Here is a 16,122-nt window from a genome sequence, read left to right on the forward strand (position 1 = left end):
TAGGCAGATGGTCTGGCAAGCTGTTCAGGCGGCCTAGACTTTGGCCAGCGCCTTCATCTTGCCGGCCAGCCGCAGGTTCAGCTCTTCCGGCGGGACATCTGCGTCAATCGCAAGTTTGCGCAGGCCGAAATGCACATGCGCCATGTCCTGATAATAGCTGGTGTAGGCGTAATTGGTCGCCGCCCCCGCCACGGCCCCAATCACAGGCACCGTCTGTGCGGCCAGCTTTTGCCCCATCACTACGGCAAGCCTTGGCGCGATTTTGTGGATGACCGCTTGCACGGCCTTGCCCGTCAGCGCCAGCCGCGCCGTCAGGAATGCAAGGTCCGACCCGTCATCATCGGCCAATGGCCCCGCAGCCGAAAAGACCTGCACACAGTCAAAGCGCACTGACTCAAGCTCGGGGTCGAAGCCATGCTCGACCGCGACGCCTTCGATCACGCGCAGCAGCAATGTCGTGGTTACAGGCAATTCGGCCAAAGCCGTGGGCAACCCGCCCGCACCGCCAACCGCCCCCATCGCCGCAGACGCGGCCGAGTTCAGCCACGCAGCCTGATCAGGCACATGGGCGCGGCTTTTGTGGGCCGCGTTCATCGCATGATCCAGCGCACGGATCGTCGCCCCCTCAAGCTGCCCGCGTACCGAGGCGGGCAAACGGTCCAGCAGGTTTTCCGCCTGTCCGCCAATCAGATTCAGCACGCTGATACCAACGCCACCCGCTTGGCTGTATCGCTGTGCGATCTTCTCCAGCTCAGCGTCGACATCAAGGGGGGCTGGCAGGTTGGTCTGGGTCATATGTGTGCTCCTATCCCTCCAATGTGGGCAGAAAGCAGACGGATTTCAACGCGCACGCGTCACGGTGCCCTGAACACCGTCCCACGCGCCGTCGCGCAAGGCACGCCCAAGGACACGTTCAGGGTTGGTGGGCGGCGGCATGGTCACGCCGTCCAGCCGCACAAACCCGTAGCGTTCATAGTAGGGCGAATCCCCCACCAACAGCACACGGTCCCACCCCTGCTTGCCTGCCAGTTCCAGCGAGGTCTGGATCAGTAACGCGCCCAAGCCTTCGCCCTGCCGCGTAGGGTGCGCGGCCACAGGCCCCAGCAACAAGGTCACCTGCCCGCCGACATCCACAGGCCAAAACCGGATCGCGCCCGCCAGAATGCCCAGATCATCGCGCGCCACCAGACACAGGCCCGCCACAGGCGCCACGCCTTCGCGCAAGCGGTACGACGAAAGCGCCGTGCGACCCGGCGCAAAGCAGGTGTCAAAGAGCGCCTCGACCTCCCACAGATCGTCGGGTGTTTCTGGGCGCAAATCATACACGGGGCGGCGCTGCCTCTCTTGCAGTGGGGTTTGTTCTGGTCAGCGGCCTATCACGGCGCTAGCTAGAGTTTCAATCACAACCACGAAAGGTGCATTTCACATGTTCTACCGCCCCCAAGACGGCCACGGCCTGCCCCATAATCCGTTCAACGCCATCGTGACACCGCGGCCCATCGGCTGGATCTCGACCCGCGATGCGCAGGGGCGCGACAACATTGCACCCTATTCTTTTTTCAACGGCGTGGCCTATGTGCCGCCTCAGATCATGTTCGCCTCGACGGGCGTGAAGGATGACGTGGACGGGACCAAAGACAGCATGGCCAACATCCGCGAAACTGGCGTGTTTTGCGTGAATATTGTGGAATACGCGGCACGCGATGCGATGAACAAATCATCCGCCACCCTGCCCCACGGCGCGGATGAATTCGCCCATGCAGGGATCGAAAAAGCCGAATGCGAAGCCATCAACGCGCCCCGCGTGGCCACGGCACCAGCCGCCCTTGAATGCCGCATGACCCAGATCGTCGAGATCGAGGGCGCATCGAATTACGTCTGTTTCGGCGAGGTCATCGGCGTGCATATGCGCGATGATTGCATCGTGGACGGGCGGTTCGACGTCACCCGCTACGTCCCGCTCAGCCGTTTGGGATACCGCGATTACACCGCCGTGCGCGAGGTGTTCGAGATCATCCGCCCCGACGATTGATCCCGATGCGCCGCCTTATGCAACGGGGCGGCGCAACATATGCCCCCGATGACAGGCGGGCGGAATGGAACAGCCACGCGACGGTTAGCCATCGCATACCACAACAGGCGCAACAGGCGTGCGTAGTGCCGCCCCGAGGCTGCGCTGGCATCGCGCCGACACGCGCAAGGAACGCGCCCACACGCGCACCATCCCATGCGGCAATATCCTCCAGCAGTCTGCCGCTTTCGTCTTGCTCAAAGATGCACGGCCTTTGGGATGATCCGAGAGGACAAGATTAAGCGGAGTGCCTTTGGCGGTAGCAAATGCGCCAGCGCCCTGCGCGATCAATATGCCGCGAAAACCTGTCGGCAATCGACTGCCAAGGGGCTTTTCGGCGGTGCAAATAATCACACTGCGCGTATCGGGGTGGCCGCAGTGTCGTCTGCGGTTCCCACCAAAAACGACCGCGCCTTCACGCCTGAAATGCGGCACCCCAAGGATGAATATTGGCCATCCATACGGGGTGCCCGCAGCCTAGTGCCCGCCCAAGATACCTGTGCGCACGCGGTAGTCCACGGCGATCTGGTATTCGGGGTCATCGTCACTGTCGACCATCAGGTGGCCTGCTTTAGTCAGCAGCGCATGGCAGTCGCGGGTCAGGTGGCGCAATTCGATCCGCTTGCCTGCGTTTTCGTATTTCGCCGCAATCGCCTCGATCGCTTGCAACGCGGATTGGTCCACCACGCGGCTGTCTTCAAAGTCCACAATCACGACACTCGGGTCGCCGACCACATCAAACAGCTCTGAAAACCCTTCGGCGGAACCGAAGAACAGCGGCCCTTGCACCTGATACACCTTGGCGCCTTCGGGCGTGGTATAGGTCTTGGCGTGGATGCGGCGGGCGTTGTTCCATGCATAGGCCAGCGCAGAGACGATCACACCGACAACCACCGCCACCGCGAGGTCTTCGTAGACGGTCACAACCGTCACCAACAGGATCACAAACGCATCGGTCAGGGGCACTTTGCGCAGGATCGTGAGGGAGTTCCACGCGAAGGTGCCGATCACAACCATGAACATCACACCGACCAGAGCGGCCAGCGGAATAAGCTCGATCAGGGGGGCTGCGACCACGATAAACAGCAGCAGGAAGACCGCCGCCGCGATGCCCGCAACCCGCGTGCGGCCGCCAGACTTCACGTTGATCATCGACTGGCCGATCATCGCGCAACCGCCCATGCCGCCAAAGAAGCCGGTCACGGTATTGGCAACACCTTGGGCCATACATTCCTGCGACGCGCCGCCGCGCTTGTTGGTCATATCGCCTACGAGGTTCAGGGTCAGCAAGCTCTCGATCAGGCCGATTGCGGCCAAAATCAGCGCGTAAGGCAGAATGATATAGAAAGTCTCAAGGTTGAACGGCGCCAGCGGCGTGCCATATAGCCCCTCGCCCGTGCCAAACGGGTTATGCAGCGATGGCAGCCCGCCCTGGATCGATGCCAGATCGCCGACCCGCGGCACATCCATGCCCGTGAAGATAACTACAGCCGCCACAATCCCGATGCCTGCCAGCGGCGCGGGGATCACCTTGGTGATGCGCGGCATGACCCAGATGATCGCCATCGTCGCGGCCACCAGCGCCAGCATCAAAAACAACGGCATTCCCGACAGCCATTCGCCCCCGCCCATGCCGTGGCCCGTATCAACCATCGAGCCCGGCACTTTGAACTGACCCATCTGCGCCAGAAAAATAACAATCGCGAGGCCGTTCACAAAGCCCAGCATCACAGGATGCGGCACCAGCCGGATAAATTTGCCCCATTGCATGATGCCCGCAAAAATTTGCAAAAGCCCCATCAGGACGACGGTAGCAAAGAGATACTCAACCCCGTGCTGCGCGACCAAAGCCACCATCACAACCGCCAAAGCGCCCGTCGCCCCCGAGATCATGCCGGGACGGCCACCAATCAGCGCCGTAATCAGCCCCACCAGAAACGCCGCATACAGCCCGACCAGCGGATGCACACCCGCGACAAAAGCAAAGGCCACCGCCTCTGGCACCAATGCCAAAGCAACAGTCAGCCCCGAGAGCAACTCGATCCGGACGCGGCTGACGGAAAACCCGTCCTCGCCCATCCAGCGCAAATCGGTGACGTCTTTGGGGGTGAGCGCTTGGGTAAAGCTGCGGAATGTGGTGCGGACCATTGGGGCCTCCTGCGGCGTATCGGCATGTCGTTTCGCCCGCACCTAGCCCATGTGGAGTAGGAAGGAAAGGTCACCGCTGTGCGCACTGGGCAAGCCAGAAGAATAGACTAATGTGAACAGGGCTACACGCGACGAGGGAATCATGGCGCATATCCGAACATTTGCAGAGCTAAAGGAACTGCCGCCCACAAAAGCGGAATGGCGCCTGATAGACGCGGCGCAGGCAGGTGAACCTTGCGTCCTTGGGGACGGCACATTGCCGCCCGAAGGGCCGCCTACCCCCGAGCGCCATATCCGCGCCGAAGTTCTGCGCTACCTCATTCTCGGCGGCTGTGACGCCTGCCGCGTTGATGATATCGGCGTTTGGCTTAAAGGGGCGCATATATCGGAGAAACTTGATCTCAGTTTTGTAGCTGCGCGTGGCGCAATTCAGTTGACTGCGAGCCGCTTTGATCAGCGTTTGGATATGGTTCAGACGCGATGCAAAATGCTTAATTTAATCGGCAGTTATCTAGCTGGTATATCTGGGCAAGCCATTGAGGTTTTTGGTCATTTATTCATCCGATATACTGTCATCACGGATAGCGTTGACCTTAACGGTGCTAGGATTACTGGTCAGCTTGCATGTGACGGGGCAATCCTTGAAAGCAAAACGGATTGGGCTCTTAATGTGCAGGACACCGAAATTTTGGGCGGCATTTTCTTGCGCCCCCTTGAACTCAATGACGAAACTGAGCAAGCGCTCCCCTTTTTCGCAAGGGGTGGTTTGACCTTGGCCTCAGCATGTGTGGGCGGCATCCATTCTTCGGGCATGATCCTTTCGGCAAACGCAGGGAAACAAGCCCTAAGAGCCAAGAACCTGACCGTAACTGGAGCCGCCGATCTCGAAGGCTGCAGTATTTTCGGCACCACCGACTTTACCGGTGCGAAAATTACGGGCGATCTCAGCTGCAAGAGGGCTACTTTTAACAACAAGGACGGCGATGCTTTCATCGCCCGCCGCATGCAAGTGGCGCAGTCTTTCATCTGGCGCAAAGACGCAACGGCCACAGGCAAAGTCATCCTTGACGGCGCGCATGCGGCCGAGCTGGACGACAACCCGCAACACTGGCCAGACGCTGCACACCTAAGCCTTGACGGCTTCACCTATGACCGCATCGCCGAATACACGGACTATAACCCCGCCCGCAAAGACTGGCTGCACAACGGCAGCCATACGGATGGCAAATTCTTCCCGCAACCCTACAGCCAATACGCCAAATTCCTGCGCGACACGGGTCACGACTCGGAAGCGCGCAAAGTCCTTTTGACCCGCGAAACACTGGTGCGGGACCATGAGCGTAGTGAACTCAACGGCTTCAATTTGGTAAAGCGCACAGCGGGCGACTGGCTCCAGAAAGTCGTGGTCGGCTATGGTCATGATCCGTTCAGATCAATTTGGTGGCTTTTTGGCCTGATTTTCATCGCCACGATCCCTGCGTGCTTTGCTTGGAACGAAGGCTCTTTCGCCCCAAACTCGGGGCCAGTCCTCGTCTCGCAAGGCTGGACAAACCTGCATACAGAAGCGCCGAACCCCGCGAAAATCTGGTCTGGCGACATGGTGCCCAAGGGATGGACACCCGAAGGCGTTGACACAACAGACTGGGATGAAACCCAATTAGCCGACGCGTGGAAAAACAGCGCCCCCGGCCGCGACTGGGAGACGTTCAACAGCGTCGCATATGCTGCGGACATCGTGATCCCCCTCATCAACTTTGGCCAGACCGAAACATGGGCCCCCTCAACCACACGCGGGTGGTGGGGCTGGCATCTGTGGTGGATGCGCTGGGGCTTCACCGTTTTTGGCTGGATCGTGACGGCCTTGGGCGCGGCGGCGATCACTGGCATTATCCGGCGCGAGTAACGCTTGGGTGAGCCACACTTTGCCCTGTTGCAATCCCCCAGCCCCCGCGCCACCATTGCGCCCGCAACGATGACCCAAAGGACCGCACCCATGACCCAGACCAAAATCGCCGTAATCGGCGGCTCAGGCATCTATAATATCGACGGGCTGGAGGGCGCCGAATGGGTGACTGTTGATACACCTTGGGGTGCGCCCTCGGACGCGATCCTGACGGGTTCGCTCGACGGCGTCGATATGGCGTTCCTGCCGCGTCACGGGCGCGGGCATGTGCATTCGCCCACGACTGTCCCCTACCGCGCCAATATTGACGCGCTCAAGCGGCTGGGCTGCACGGATGTTTTCTCTGTCTCGGCCTGCGGTTCGTTCCGTGAGGAAATGGCACCGGGTGATTTTGTCATTGTGGACCAGTTTATCGACCGCACCTTTGCCCGCGAAAAGTCGTTCTTCGGTGCAGGCTGCGTGGCGCACGTCAGCGTCGCCCACCCCACCTGCCCGCGCCTGTCGGACGCCGCCGAATCCGCTGCACGCGCCGCAGGCGTCAACGTGCACCGTGGCGGCACCTATCTGGCAATGGAAGGGCCGCAGTTCTCGACACTGGCCGAAAGCAAAATGTACCGCGACAGCTGGGGCGCGGATGTGATCGGCATGACCAACATGCCCGAGGCGAAACTCGCCCGCGAAGCCGAGCTGTGCTATGCCTCCATCGCGATGATCACCGATTACGACAGCTGGCACCCCGACCACGGCGAAGTCGACGTGACCGAGATTATCAAAACCCTGCAAGGCAATGCCGCACATGCCCGCGATCTGGTGGCGCGCCTGCCTGCCCTGCTGGGCAATGACCGCGCAGCCTGCCCGCACGGATGTGACCGCGCCCTGGAATACGCCATCATGACAGCGCCCGACGCCCGCGATCCCGCGGTTGTGGCCAAGCTTGATGCGGTGGCGGGGCGCGTGCTCTGATCCGCTGGGCCGCGATGTGCCTTTGTCTGGCGCATGGCGCGCAGGCACAGGACTTTGTTGACAGTAGCGGCCCGTTGGACGATGCGGCGTTCTACCGGCTGGTCGCCTGCGCGGCCCCGCCAGACGGCCCCTGCGCCAAACCCTTTTACAAGTGGCGCAGAACCACCCTGACCGTGGGGATCATCACCCGCGACCCGTCGTTTCTGGGCGGCAAGATGAAGCGCGCGGACGCAGCCCTTGTCCGCGCCCTAAAACACCTGAACGCGGCGGGTAGTGGAATGTCCTTGCGCCAGTCAGACACAAACCCCGACATCGCCATCCACCTGCTGCCCACCAAACGCGGCACGACGATTACGGCACCTGCCCCTCTGGGCGGTCTAACGATGGCAAACGCCATCACGGCGCTGGATGTCGACGGAGACACCATCGGTGGGGCCGCCATCGGGTTTTCCTCGACCATGACAATCCGGCAGTACGAATCCGTCATGCTCGAGGAAATAATCCAAGCGCTTGGCCTGATCACAGACATCCAGAACCCGCATTACCAAACCCGTTCAATCCTGTCGCAAAATGCTGACAACAGCTTGAAAACCTTGGGCGAACAAGACAAGATGGCGCTGATCCGGCATTACCCGCCCAACTGAAAGCCCCTCCATGCCCTTTGACCTCTGGCTCACCTTTGTGGCGGCAACGGCCGCCTTGCTGCTGATCCCCGGCCCAACCGTGCTGCTTGTCCTTAGCTATGCGCTCAGCAAAGGGCGCTCCGTCGCCCTCGCCTCCGCAGGCGGCGTCGCCTTGGGCGACTTCATCGCGATGAGCGCATCTTTGGCAGGTTTGGGCGCACTGGTTCTCGCCTCTGCAACCGCCTTTTCGCTGCTGAAATGGATCGGAGCTGCCTATCTCGTATATCTCGGCGCCAAACTCATCCGCTCGGCCAAGGATGCGGATTTCAACCTACCCGATGCAACAGACATCACCGCATCCCGCGTGTTCTCGCACACGGCGGCGGTCACGGCACTTAACCCCAAATCGATCGCCTTTTTCATCGCCTTCGTGCCACAGTTTATCGCGCCGAACGCGCCGCTGGCACCGCAATTCGCGATCCTGATTACCACATTTGTCACCATGGGCGGCCTCAACGCGCTCATCTACGCACTCGCCGCCGACCGGCTGCGCCGCACCATCAAACGACCTGGCGTTCTGCCATGGATCACCCGCGCCGGTGGCGGCACTTTAGTCGCGATGGGCCTTCTCACAGCAACACTGCGCCGGAGCACAACATGAAACAAGTCCAAGACTACATCCGCACCATCCCCGATTTCCCCCACGAAGGGATCATGTTCCGCGATGTCACAACACTTTTCGCCAGCCCGCGTGGCTTTCGCATGGCTATCGACCAGATGCTGCACCCTTTCGCAGGGGTCCAGATCGACAAAGTTGTAGGCCTCGAGGCCCGCGGCTTTATCATGGGCGGGGCCATCGCACACCAACTCAGCGTCGGCTTCGTCCCGATCCGAAAAAAGGGCAAGCTCCCCGGAAAAACCCTAAGCCAGGACTATACGCTTGAGTACGGCCAAGCGACGATGGAGATCCATGACGACGCGATCCAGCCGGGCGAACGCGTCCTTGTGGTCGACGACCTGCTCGCCACAGGCGGCACCGCCGAGGCTGGCATCAAACTGCTCGAACGCTTGGGCGCCCAAATCGTCTCCACCAGCTTCATCATCGATCTGCCTGCCTTGGGCGGCCGCAAACGACTGGAAGCAATGGGGATGAACGTGCAAATTCTGTGCGAATTCGATGGCCACTAACACCTATTTTTTCTGGCCCTAAATCCCCTTGGGGAATTGGCCACAGGTCAATGGGGGCTGGCCCCCATCCCCCGCTAGCCGCGCAAAACAGCTCCCGGATTCATGATCCCCAAAGGATCCAACCCCGCCTTGATCGCCCGCATCGCAGACATCTTCGCGGGATCGCTATACCGCTCCAGATCCCCGACTTTCAGCCGCCCGACCCCGTGCTCGGCCGAGACCGATCCGCCCAACTCATCCGTCAGATCATGAACACAGGCCTTGATCGCATCGCGCTGGTTTTCATGATCCGCACGGCTGCGCCCGACCTGAGGGAAAACGTTATAGTGCAGGTTGCCATCCCCCACATGCCCGAAACAATTGATCCTGAAATCCCCCATCCGCGCCAACCGCTCGCCCGCCTGCACAATGAATTCAGGGATCGCCCCCAAGGGCACCGAAATGTCATGGCTCGATACCGATCCAATCCGCCTGTTTGCCTCGGGAATGCTCTCGCGGATCGCCCAAAACGCATCCGCCTGCGCCCCTGACCCAGCGATGAGCCCATCGGAAACGAGGCCCGCCTCGGCGCCGGAAGCGAAGAGCGTCTCGAGCGCAGAGGACGGGTCCATATCCGCAGCCAACCCCAGTTCGATCAACACGCACCACTCGGGCGGTGTCTCGAAAGGCTGGCGCACATCGGGCATCGTCTCGGTCAGAAAGTCAAATCCCTGACGGTGGATCAATTCAAACGCGCTGATCATCTCACCGAACAGCCCCCGCGCAAGGCTCAACAGCTTCAGTGCCGCATCGGGGCTTTGCACCACTAACAAGGCCGTGCCTGTCTGCGCAGGTCGTGCAAACAGCTTGAGAGCGGCCGCCGTGATAATCCCCAGCGTGCCTTCGGCCCCGATCAACAGGTGCCGCAGGTCATAGCCTGTATTGTTTTTGCGCAGCCGCGTCAGCCCTTTCCAGATTTGCCCGTCAGGCAGCACCGCCTCCAGCCCCAGACACAGGTCCCGCGCATTGCCATAGCGCAGCACCCCCGTCCCGCCCGCATTGGTGGCAAGGTTACCGCCAATCCGCGCCGTGCCTTCCGCCGCCAAGGAGAGTGGGAACAATCGGTCCACCCCCTCCGCCGCTGCCTGCACATTGGCAAGGATCACACCCGCTTCGGCGATCAGGACATTCTCGTCGGGATAGACATCGCGGATTGCGGCCATCCGCTCCAACGACACGATCAGGGGCGCAGGCCCGTCGGGGGCCACCTGCCCGCCAACCAACCCTGTGCCACCACCATAAGGCACGATACCAACCCGCGCATCCGCGGCCATGCGCACGAGCGTCGAGACCTCTTGCGCGTTACGCGGCCGCGCCAGAACACCCGCTTGCCCCGCGTATCGGCCCCTCGGCTCCTCCAGATACGAAGCGCTGGCACCATCTAGCGTCCCTTCAGGCAAAGCGGCGCGCAGGGTTTGCGCAAATTCGGCGTCAGCGGGGTTCAAAATATCACTCATACGGATTGATCTAATACGCGTGCTGCCGATGCAAGGTCCAACCCCTAGTCGGCACGCAGATAATTGGGCCGCAACACCATAATCGTGGGCCGTGAAGGCAGCGCATCGCGCCGCACATTCAGCCTTGGTCCCTCGACGCGCACCACATTGAACGCATCATCCATGCCCGCCAGAAACGTCTCCAGCCCCGTATCGGAAAACCAATGCATCGGGATCACAATCCGCGACCGCAACCGCTTGAGCAAAGCAATCATCGTCGGCAAATCCAGCGTCATGCCGCCATCCACGGGGGCCATCACCACATCCAATCGCCCGATGGCGGCGAATTGTTCGTCGCGGGGCATGTGGTGCAAATGGCCCAGATGCCCGATGCACAGGCCCGCCAGCTCAAAGATGAAAATCGAATTGCCGTCTTCCTCCACGCCCGAAAACTGTGATCGTATGTCAGTCGAGACATTGCGCACCAAGACCTCGCCCAGATCCAGATGATGCGTCACACCCTCGTTAAACGCGCCCCACCCGCGCAGCACATGCGGGATCGCAGGCTCGGGAAAGGCGGTCCAATGGGTGTCATGGGCGTGGTTCATCGTGACCACATCGGGGATCATCGGCGTGCTACCGATAAAGCCTGTAAAATCCGTCACCATGTTCAACCCGCCCGCGCTGCGCAGCAGAAAACTCGCGTGCGCGATGTAGTGAATATCCACCGTTTCCGCAGGCACGTCCTGCAGGCCTGCGCGATGCAGATAGGTCATGCCCTGCGTGGCATCGGCCAGCGCATGACAATGACTGGGCGTGCGCGTTTGCGCCTGCGCGGACCCAGCGAAGAGCAAAATAGCGATGAGCGCCCTCAATACCATGCGGCCACCCTAGCACAATTCACGCTCGTCTCAAAATCTCAGTCGGTTTGCGCCTTGCCGCGCCTGTCTGCCCGGAGCGACGCATACAGAACATGCGTCCGCCACCGCCCGTCGATCTGCAAATAGCTTTGCGCGACGCCCTCGTATTTAAAGCCCGACCGCTCCAGCAACCCGCGTGACGGCTTGTTTTCGGGCAGGCAGGCCGCCTCGATCCGGCTCAGATCAAGGTGGGTGAAGGCGTAATGCACCACTGTCTCGATCGCTTCGCGCATGTATCCATGACGTGCAAAGGCCTCCCCCGTCCAATAGCCCAGCGTCCCCGCAAGCGCCGGACCACGGCGGATATTGTCCAGCGTGATCGCGCCCAGCAACATCTGGTCCTCGCGACGGATCATGAACAGCGGCATTGCCGTTCCCGCATTCACCGAACGGTTGGCCCAATAGACACGGTTGGAAAACGCCTTGCGGCTCAGATGATCCGCAGACCACGATGGCTCCCACGGGGTGAGAAAATCGCGGCTGGCACTGCGCAGCGCGACCCACGGGCGAAAGTCATTATGGACCGGCGTGCGCAGGGTCATGCGCTCTGTTTCAAGCTTGAGTTTACGCCGCGACAAAAGCATCAGGCTGCGCGTCGCGCCTCAAGCTCGACCAGGGTGGGCGCTTTGTCGACAGGACCATAGAGCGCCAAGGCCGCAGGGGCCGTTGCTGCCATACGCTCGGCAAAATCACGCACGTCGCCAGTGGTGACGGCATCAATCTGGGCGATCGTTTCCTCCAGCGGCGGGATGCGATCCCAAATCTGTATGAGCCGCGCCAGACGCTCGGCGCGGTTGGAGGGGCTTTCCAGCCCCATCAGCAACCCCGCCTTCATCTGCGCCCGCGCACGGGCGACCTCGGCGGGTGACATATCCGTTGCAGCACGCTTCATCTCGTCAATTGTGATGCCCGCAAGTTCAGGCAGCTGATCGCCCGACGTGCCGGCATAGACCGTCATCATGCCTGTATCGGCATAAGCGCCCGCTTGGGCAAAGATGGTATAGCACAGGCCACGGTTTTCACGCACTTCCTGAAACAGGCGGCTCGACATGCCGCCCCCGAGGGCCGAGGCATAAATCTGCGCCACGTAAATATCGTCAGCGCGGTAACCGGGGCTCTCAAACCCCAACGCGAAATGTGCTTGCTCCAGCTCTTTGGTCTGGCGATGCTCGCCGCCTGCGAAAACGCCGGGCAAGGCGCGCATCAGCGGTTTGGGTTTCATATCGCCAAACAGCTTCTCGGCCATCGCCACCAGCGCGTCATGGTCAACGGCCCCTGCGGCGGACAGGATCATCTGTTCAGGGCCATAATGCTGGTCAATGAACCCCGTCAGATCATCGCGCCCGAAGTTCGAGACACGCTCGGACGGGCCAAGGATCGTGCGGCCCATCGGTTGATCGGGATAGGCCTTCTCTTGCAGCCAGTCGAAAATTACATCGTCGGGCGTATCAAGCGCCTGGCCGATCTCTTGCAGGATCACGCCGCGCTCTACCTCGATCTCGGCCTCGTCCATCACGGGGTTGCGCAGGATGTCGGCAATCACCTCAAGCCCCAGCGGCACGTCGTTTTCCAGCACGCGCACGTAATAGGCCGTCACCTCACGCGAGGTATAGGCGTTGATATAGCCGCCCACGTCCTCAATCGCTTCGGCGATTTGTAGCGCCGTGCGCGTCTTGGTGCCTTTGAAGGCCATATGCTCCAGAAAATGCGCGATGCCGTTTTGCTTGGGCGTCTCGTGACGCCCCCCTGCCCCGACCCAGACCCCGATCGAGGCCGAAGCGAGCCCCGGCATCTGTTCGGTTACGATGCGAAAGCCGTTAGAAAGGCGGTGCGTTTGCAATGTCACTGGGCAATCAATCCTTTGATGGTCGTCTTGAGTGCGGCCAGATCGTTTGGCACTCGGGCCAACCGCTCGGGGCGGTCAAAAAGGTCCGCCATACGCGGCGGCAAGGCTGGGCGAATGCCGGTGGCGGCCTCGACCGCGTCGGGGAATTTCGCAGGGTGTGCGGTGGCCAGCGTAACCATGGGGGTCGCAGGCTCGCGCATTTCGTATGCGACTTTCACACCGACGGCGGAATGCGGGCACAGCAATTCGGCGCTGTGTTTCAGCGTGTGGGTGATGGTCTTGCTGGTTTCCTCTTCCGAGGCGCGTCCAGAGGTGTAGTGCTCCGACAGCACTTGCGCCGCCCCTTGGGAGACATCAAACCCGCCCTGCCCCAGCTCGGCCATCAGCTGTGCCACAGCACTGCCGTCACGGTCATAGGCGTCAAACAGCGCACGCTCGAAGTTGCTGGAAACCTGAATATCCATCGACGGGCTGATCGAGGGATGCACCGTATCTTTGTGGTAGCCCTGCCCGCTGAGGCAGCGGTGCAGGATGTCGTTCTGGTTGGTGGCCACGACCAGCTGGTCAATCGGCAGGCCCATCTTCTTGGCGATGTAGCCCGCAAAGATGTCGCCGAAATTGCCCGTCGGCACGGTAAAGCTGATCTTGCGATCCGGCGCGCCGAGGCTCACGGCAGAGGAAAAGTAATAAACCACCTGCGCCAGTACACGGCCCCAGTTGATCGAGTTGACCCCTGCCAGTTTGACCCCATCGCGGAATTCAAAGTCGTTGAACATGTCCTTCAGGCGCGCTTGGCAGTCGTCGAAATCGCCATCGACGGCCAGCGCATGCACGTTGCTCTCGGACGGCGTGGTCATCTGGCGCCGCTGCACATCGGACACGCGACCATGGGGATAGAGGATTACGACATCGACATTGTCCAACCCGCGAAACGCCTCGATCGCGGCAGAGCCTGTGTCGCCCGAAGTCGCGCCCACAATTGTCACACGCTCGCCCTTGCGGCCCAAAGCCAGCTGGAACATCTGGCCGATCAGCTGCATGGCAAAATCTTTGAACGCCAGTGTGGGACCGTGGAACAGCTCGAGCAGGAAGTGGTTGGGGGCCAGCTCCTTGAGCGGGGCGCGGCTGTCGTGGCCGAAGTTTGCGTAGGCTTTGGCAATCAGATCGCGGAATTCGGCATCCGTAAAGGTATCACCGATGAAGGGGCGCATGACGGTAAAGGCTATTTCCTCGTAGGATTGGCCGGCCATCGCCTTGATCTGTGCGGCTGACAACTGAGGTATCGTTTCGGGCACATACAGGCCGCCATCACGGGCAAGCCCCGTCAACATCGCTTCTTCAAAGCTCAGGGAGGGGGCGGTGCCACGGGTCGAGATATAGCGCATGTTGGTCAGCTCAATCGTTGGGGTGCGCGGCGGGCGCGCAGGATAAAGGCGAGGCTCATCAACAGCCAGATCGCAGCAAGCGAGAACCATGTGATGGCGTATTGCAGGTGGTCGTTTGGAATCGCGCCCGTGTCAACAGGCAGGGGGGATATTGGCGCATCGTTGAACGATGTCGTCTTGGCCACCACAAGCGTAGGTTCGGTGTTCAGGGCGGCGGCCATGGCATCCACATCGCGCGCAAACCAGATGTTGTTGTCCAGATCGGGTTCAGGGGTGAAGCCGTCGGTTTCTTGCGGCCATTGCAGATTGCCCTGCACGGTCACCGACCCGTCATGCGTGGGCACATCCGACTCTGCCACAGGTGCAAAGCCGCGGTCCAAAAGCACTCTGCGCCCGCTCATCTCGATCGCGGAGATAATGCGGTAGCCCGCACCGATCTCTTTCTGGCTGACCAGAACGCGCAGATAATCGGGGGCGATGACACCTCTGATTTCTACGGGAAGATAGGCGTCGTTTTCACGGTCCAGAAAATCGGGCAGCGGGATGGCCTGTGCCTCGATGCGGCTGTTGATATCGTCGATGACGCCCAGCTTCCACTCGAGCCGCTGCATCTGCCACAACCCCAGCCAAAGCAGAATGGCGGCCCCGCCTGCCCCGATGACGATAAGAAAAAGACTACGGCGCATCAGCACCCTCGTGTTTGTAAAAGGAAAAACGCGCGAGGCCATGAGCCCCGCGCGTCCGTATTTAGCGTGCCTGCATAGAGGTGCAAGCCCGTGCTTAGTTGGCCGGAATGCCGAAGACGTAGACGGCGAAGAACAAGAAGAGCCATACGACATCAACAAAGTGCCAGTACCAAGCGGCGGCTTCGAAACCGACGTGGTTCTTTTCGTCAAAGTGACCAGCGCGGGCTCGGAACCAGCACACCAGCAAGAAGATCGTCCCGATCACAACGTGGAAGCCGTGGAAACCTGTGGCCATAAAGAAGTTCGAGAAGAACTTGTCGCCGCCGAATTCCCAGCCTTTATAGAGCAGGTAGTTATACTCATACGCTTGCAGCGCGGTGAAAAGCACACCCAGGACAACCGCGATGATCAGACCGTTCTTCAGGTCGGCACGGTTGTTGCCGTGGACCAGCGCGTGGTGCGCCCATGTGACAGCACAACCAGACAGCAGCAGGATCAGCGTGTTGATCAGCGGCAGGTGGAAGGCATCGACCTGATAGATTTGCGGTGGGATGTAGGTCGAGCCCACATATTCGTTCATCGGGTACATGGCGTGTTTGAAGAAGCTCCAGAACCACGCAACGAAGAACATGACCTCGGACATGATGAACAGGATAAAGCCATAGCGCAGGCCGATCTGAACAACCGTTGTGTGATCGCCGATCTTGCTTTCGTCCACAACCTCGGACCACCATGCAAAGCTGCAATACAGCGTACCAACAAGGCCGATCAGGAAAACAAACGGTGTAATCTCGTGCATCCACAGCACGCCGCCTGTCAGCATGACAAAGGCAAACAGCGAGCTGAGCAGCGGCCAGATAGAGGGGTTCAGAATGTGATAGTCGTGGTTCTTTGCATGGGCCATGATGGGCGTC

At 60.6% G+C, this 16,122-nt stretch carries 16 protein-coding genes; 6 read left to right on the forward strand and 10 right to left on the reverse strand.

Features of this window, described 5'->3' with window-relative positions:
• Positions 1-33: 33 nt before the first annotated feature.
• Positions 34-795 (reverse strand): EcsC family protein, encoded by a 762-nt coding sequence (locus tag ABMC88_RS00055; RefSeq protein WP_349574785.1) that lies wholly within the window; start codon positions 793-795, stop codon positions 34-36.
• 45 nt (positions 796-840) lie between these two features.
• Complete coding sequence (locus tag ABMC88_RS00060; protein ID WP_349574786.1) at positions 841-1,326, reverse strand: GNAT family N-acetyltransferase; 486 nt, start codon at positions 1,324-1,326, stop codon at positions 841-843.
• Between the two features lie 100 nt (positions 1,327-1,426).
• Between ABMC88_RS00060 and ABMC88_RS00065 the strand changes: the two genes are divergently transcribed.
• Positions 1,427-2,032, forward strand: a complete 606-nt coding sequence (locus ABMC88_RS00065) for a flavin reductase family protein (RefSeq protein WP_349574787.1) — start codon at positions 1,427-1,429, stop codon at positions 2,030-2,032.
• A gap of 516 nt (positions 2,033-2,548) precedes the next feature.
• On the opposite strand, the gene ABMC88_RS00070 is transcribed toward ABMC88_RS00065, so the two are convergent.
• Positions 2,549-4,219 carry a SulP family inorganic anion transporter gene (locus ABMC88_RS00070; RefSeq protein ID WP_349574788.1) on the reverse strand — a complete coding sequence of 557 codons (1,671 nt, stop codon included), beginning with the start codon at positions 4,217-4,219 and terminating at the stop codon, positions 2,549-2,551.
• 772 nt (positions 4,220-4,991) lie between these two features.
• Between ABMC88_RS00070 and ABMC88_RS00075 the strand changes: the two genes are divergently transcribed.
• The 5 genes from ABMC88_RS00075 (at position 4,992) to ABMC88_RS00095 (ending at position 8,896) form a co-directional block, all read left to right on the forward strand.
• Complete coding sequence (locus ABMC88_RS00075) at positions 4,992-6,122, forward strand: hypothetical protein (protein WP_349574789.1); 1,131 nt, start codon at positions 4,992-4,994, stop codon at positions 6,120-6,122.
• Positions 6,123-6,212: 90 nt separating this feature from the next.
• A complete protein-coding gene (locus tag ABMC88_RS00080) occupies positions 6,213-7,085 on the forward strand; it encodes an S-methyl-5'-thioadenosine phosphorylase (RefSeq protein ID WP_349574790.1) in 873 nt (290 codons plus the stop codon).
• A 14-nt stretch (positions 7,086-7,099) separates the two neighbouring features.
• The gene (locus ABMC88_RS00085; protein ID WP_349574791.1) at positions 7,100-7,729 is read left to right on the forward strand and encodes a hypothetical protein; all 630 of its coding nucleotides are present in this window, start codon (positions 7,100-7,102) and stop codon (positions 7,727-7,729) included.
• Positions 7,730-7,739: 10 nt separating this feature from the next.
• Complete coding sequence (locus ABMC88_RS00090; protein WP_349574792.1) at positions 7,740-8,369, forward strand: LysE family translocator; 630 nt, start codon at positions 7,740-7,742, stop codon at positions 8,367-8,369.
• Positions 8,366-8,896, forward strand: a complete 531-nt coding sequence (locus ABMC88_RS00095; protein WP_349574793.1) for an adenine phosphoribosyltransferase — start codon at positions 8,366-8,368, stop codon at positions 8,894-8,896. The genes ABMC88_RS00090 and ABMC88_RS00095 overlap by 4 nt, the downstream gene beginning before the upstream one ends.
• Positions 8,897-8,970: 74 nt before the next feature.
• Here the strand turns inward: ABMC88_RS00095 and ABMC88_RS00100 are convergent, their stop codons facing one another.
• The 7 genes from ABMC88_RS00100 to ABMC88_RS00130 form a co-directional block, all read right to left on the reverse strand.
• Positions 8,971-10,392 (reverse strand): FAD-binding oxidoreductase, encoded by a 1,422-nt coding sequence (locus ABMC88_RS00100; RefSeq protein WP_349574794.1) that lies wholly within the window; start codon positions 10,390-10,392, stop codon positions 8,971-8,973.
• 44 nt (positions 10,393-10,436) lie between these two features.
• Positions 10,437-11,252 carry an MBL fold metallo-hydrolase gene (locus tag ABMC88_RS00105; RefSeq protein ID WP_349574795.1) on the reverse strand — a complete coding sequence of 272 codons (816 nt, stop codon included), beginning with the start codon at positions 11,250-11,252 and terminating at the stop codon, positions 10,437-10,439.
• 38 nt (positions 11,253-11,290) lie between these two features.
• Complete coding sequence (locus ABMC88_RS00110; protein WP_349574796.1) at positions 11,291-11,875, reverse strand: GNAT family N-acetyltransferase; 585 nt, start codon at positions 11,873-11,875, stop codon at positions 11,291-11,293.
• A complete protein-coding gene (locus tag ABMC88_RS00115) occupies positions 11,875-13,137 on the reverse strand; it encodes a M16 family metallopeptidase (RefSeq protein ID WP_349574797.1) in 1,263 nt (420 codons plus the stop codon). The genes ABMC88_RS00110 and ABMC88_RS00115 overlap by 1 nt, the downstream gene beginning before the upstream one ends.
• Positions 13,134-14,522 (reverse strand): threonine synthase, encoded by a 1,389-nt coding sequence (gene thrC / locus ABMC88_RS00120; protein ID WP_349574798.1) that lies wholly within the window; start codon positions 14,520-14,522, stop codon positions 13,134-13,136. The genes ABMC88_RS00115 and thrC overlap by 4 nt, the downstream gene beginning before the upstream one ends.
• 5 nt (positions 14,523-14,527) lie before the next feature.
• The gene (locus tag ABMC88_RS00125) at positions 14,528-15,208 is read right to left on the reverse strand and encodes an SURF1 family protein (protein WP_349574799.1); all 681 of its coding nucleotides are present in this window, start codon (positions 15,206-15,208) and stop codon (positions 14,528-14,530) included.
• Positions 15,209-15,302: 94 nt separating this feature from the next.
• Entirely contained in the window at positions 15,303-16,112 is an 810-nt protein-coding gene (locus tag ABMC88_RS00130) for a cytochrome c oxidase subunit 3 (protein WP_349574800.1), read from the reverse strand.
• Positions 16,113-16,122 lie beyond the last annotated feature (10 nt).

The organism is Sulfitobacter aquimarinus, assembly GCF_040149565.1.
In the GTDB taxonomy this organism is placed as follows: domain Bacteria; phylum Pseudomonadota; class Alphaproteobacteria; order Rhodobacterales; family Rhodobacteraceae; genus Sulfitobacter; species Sulfitobacter aquimarinus.

What these genes read in the sequence shown, in the direction of transcription:
- ABMC88_RS00055 (WP_349574785.1), bottom strand. Translation starts at nt 795, where the DNA reads ATGACCCAGACCAACCTGCCAGCCCCCCTTGATGTCGACGCTGAGCTG.
- ABMC88_RS00065 (WP_349574787.1), top strand. Translation starts at nt 1,427, where the DNA reads ATGTTCTACCGCCCCCAAGACGGCCACGGCCTGCCCCATAATCCGTTC.
- ABMC88_RS00070 (WP_349574788.1), bottom strand. Translation starts at nt 4,219, where the DNA reads ATGGTCCGCACCACATTCCGCAGCTTTACCCAAGCGCTCACCCCCAAA.
- ABMC88_RS00080 (WP_349574790.1), top strand. Translation starts at nt 6,213, where the DNA reads ATGACCCAGACCAAAATCGCCGTAATCGGCGGCTCAGGCATCTATAAT.
- ABMC88_RS00085 (WP_349574791.1), top strand. Translation starts at nt 7,100, where the DNA reads ATGTGCCTTTGTCTGGCGCATGGCGCGCAGGCACAGGACTTTGTTGAC.
- ABMC88_RS00090 (WP_349574792.1), top strand. Translation starts at nt 7,740, where the DNA reads ATGCCCTTTGACCTCTGGCTCACCTTTGTGGCGGCAACGGCCGCCTTG.
- ABMC88_RS00095 (WP_349574793.1), top strand. Translation starts at nt 8,366, where the DNA reads ATGAAACAAGTCCAAGACTACATCCGCACCATCCCCGATTTCCCCCAC.
- ABMC88_RS00100 (WP_349574794.1), bottom strand. Translation starts at nt 10,392, where the DNA reads ATGAGTGATATTTTGAACCCCGCTGACGCCGAATTTGCGCAAACCCTG.
- ABMC88_RS00105 (WP_349574795.1), bottom strand. Translation starts at nt 11,252, where the DNA reads ATGGTATTGAGGGCGCTCATCGCTATTTTGCTCTTCGCTGGGTCCGCG.
- ABMC88_RS00110 (WP_349574796.1), bottom strand. Translation starts at nt 11,875, where the DNA reads ATGCTTTTGTCGCGGCGTAAACTCAAGCTTGAAACAGAGCGCATGACC.
- thrC (WP_349574798.1), bottom strand. Translation starts at nt 14,522, where the DNA reads ATGCGCTATATCTCGACCCGTGGCACCGCCCCCTCCCTGAGCTTTGAA.
- ABMC88_RS00125 (WP_349574799.1), bottom strand. Translation starts at nt 15,208, where the DNA reads ATGCGCCGTAGTCTTTTTCTTATCGTCATCGGGGCAGGCGGGGCCGCC.
- ABMC88_RS00130 (WP_349574800.1), bottom strand. Translation starts at nt 16,112, where the DNA reads ATGGCCCATGCAAAGAACCACGACTATCACATTCTGAACCCCTCTATC.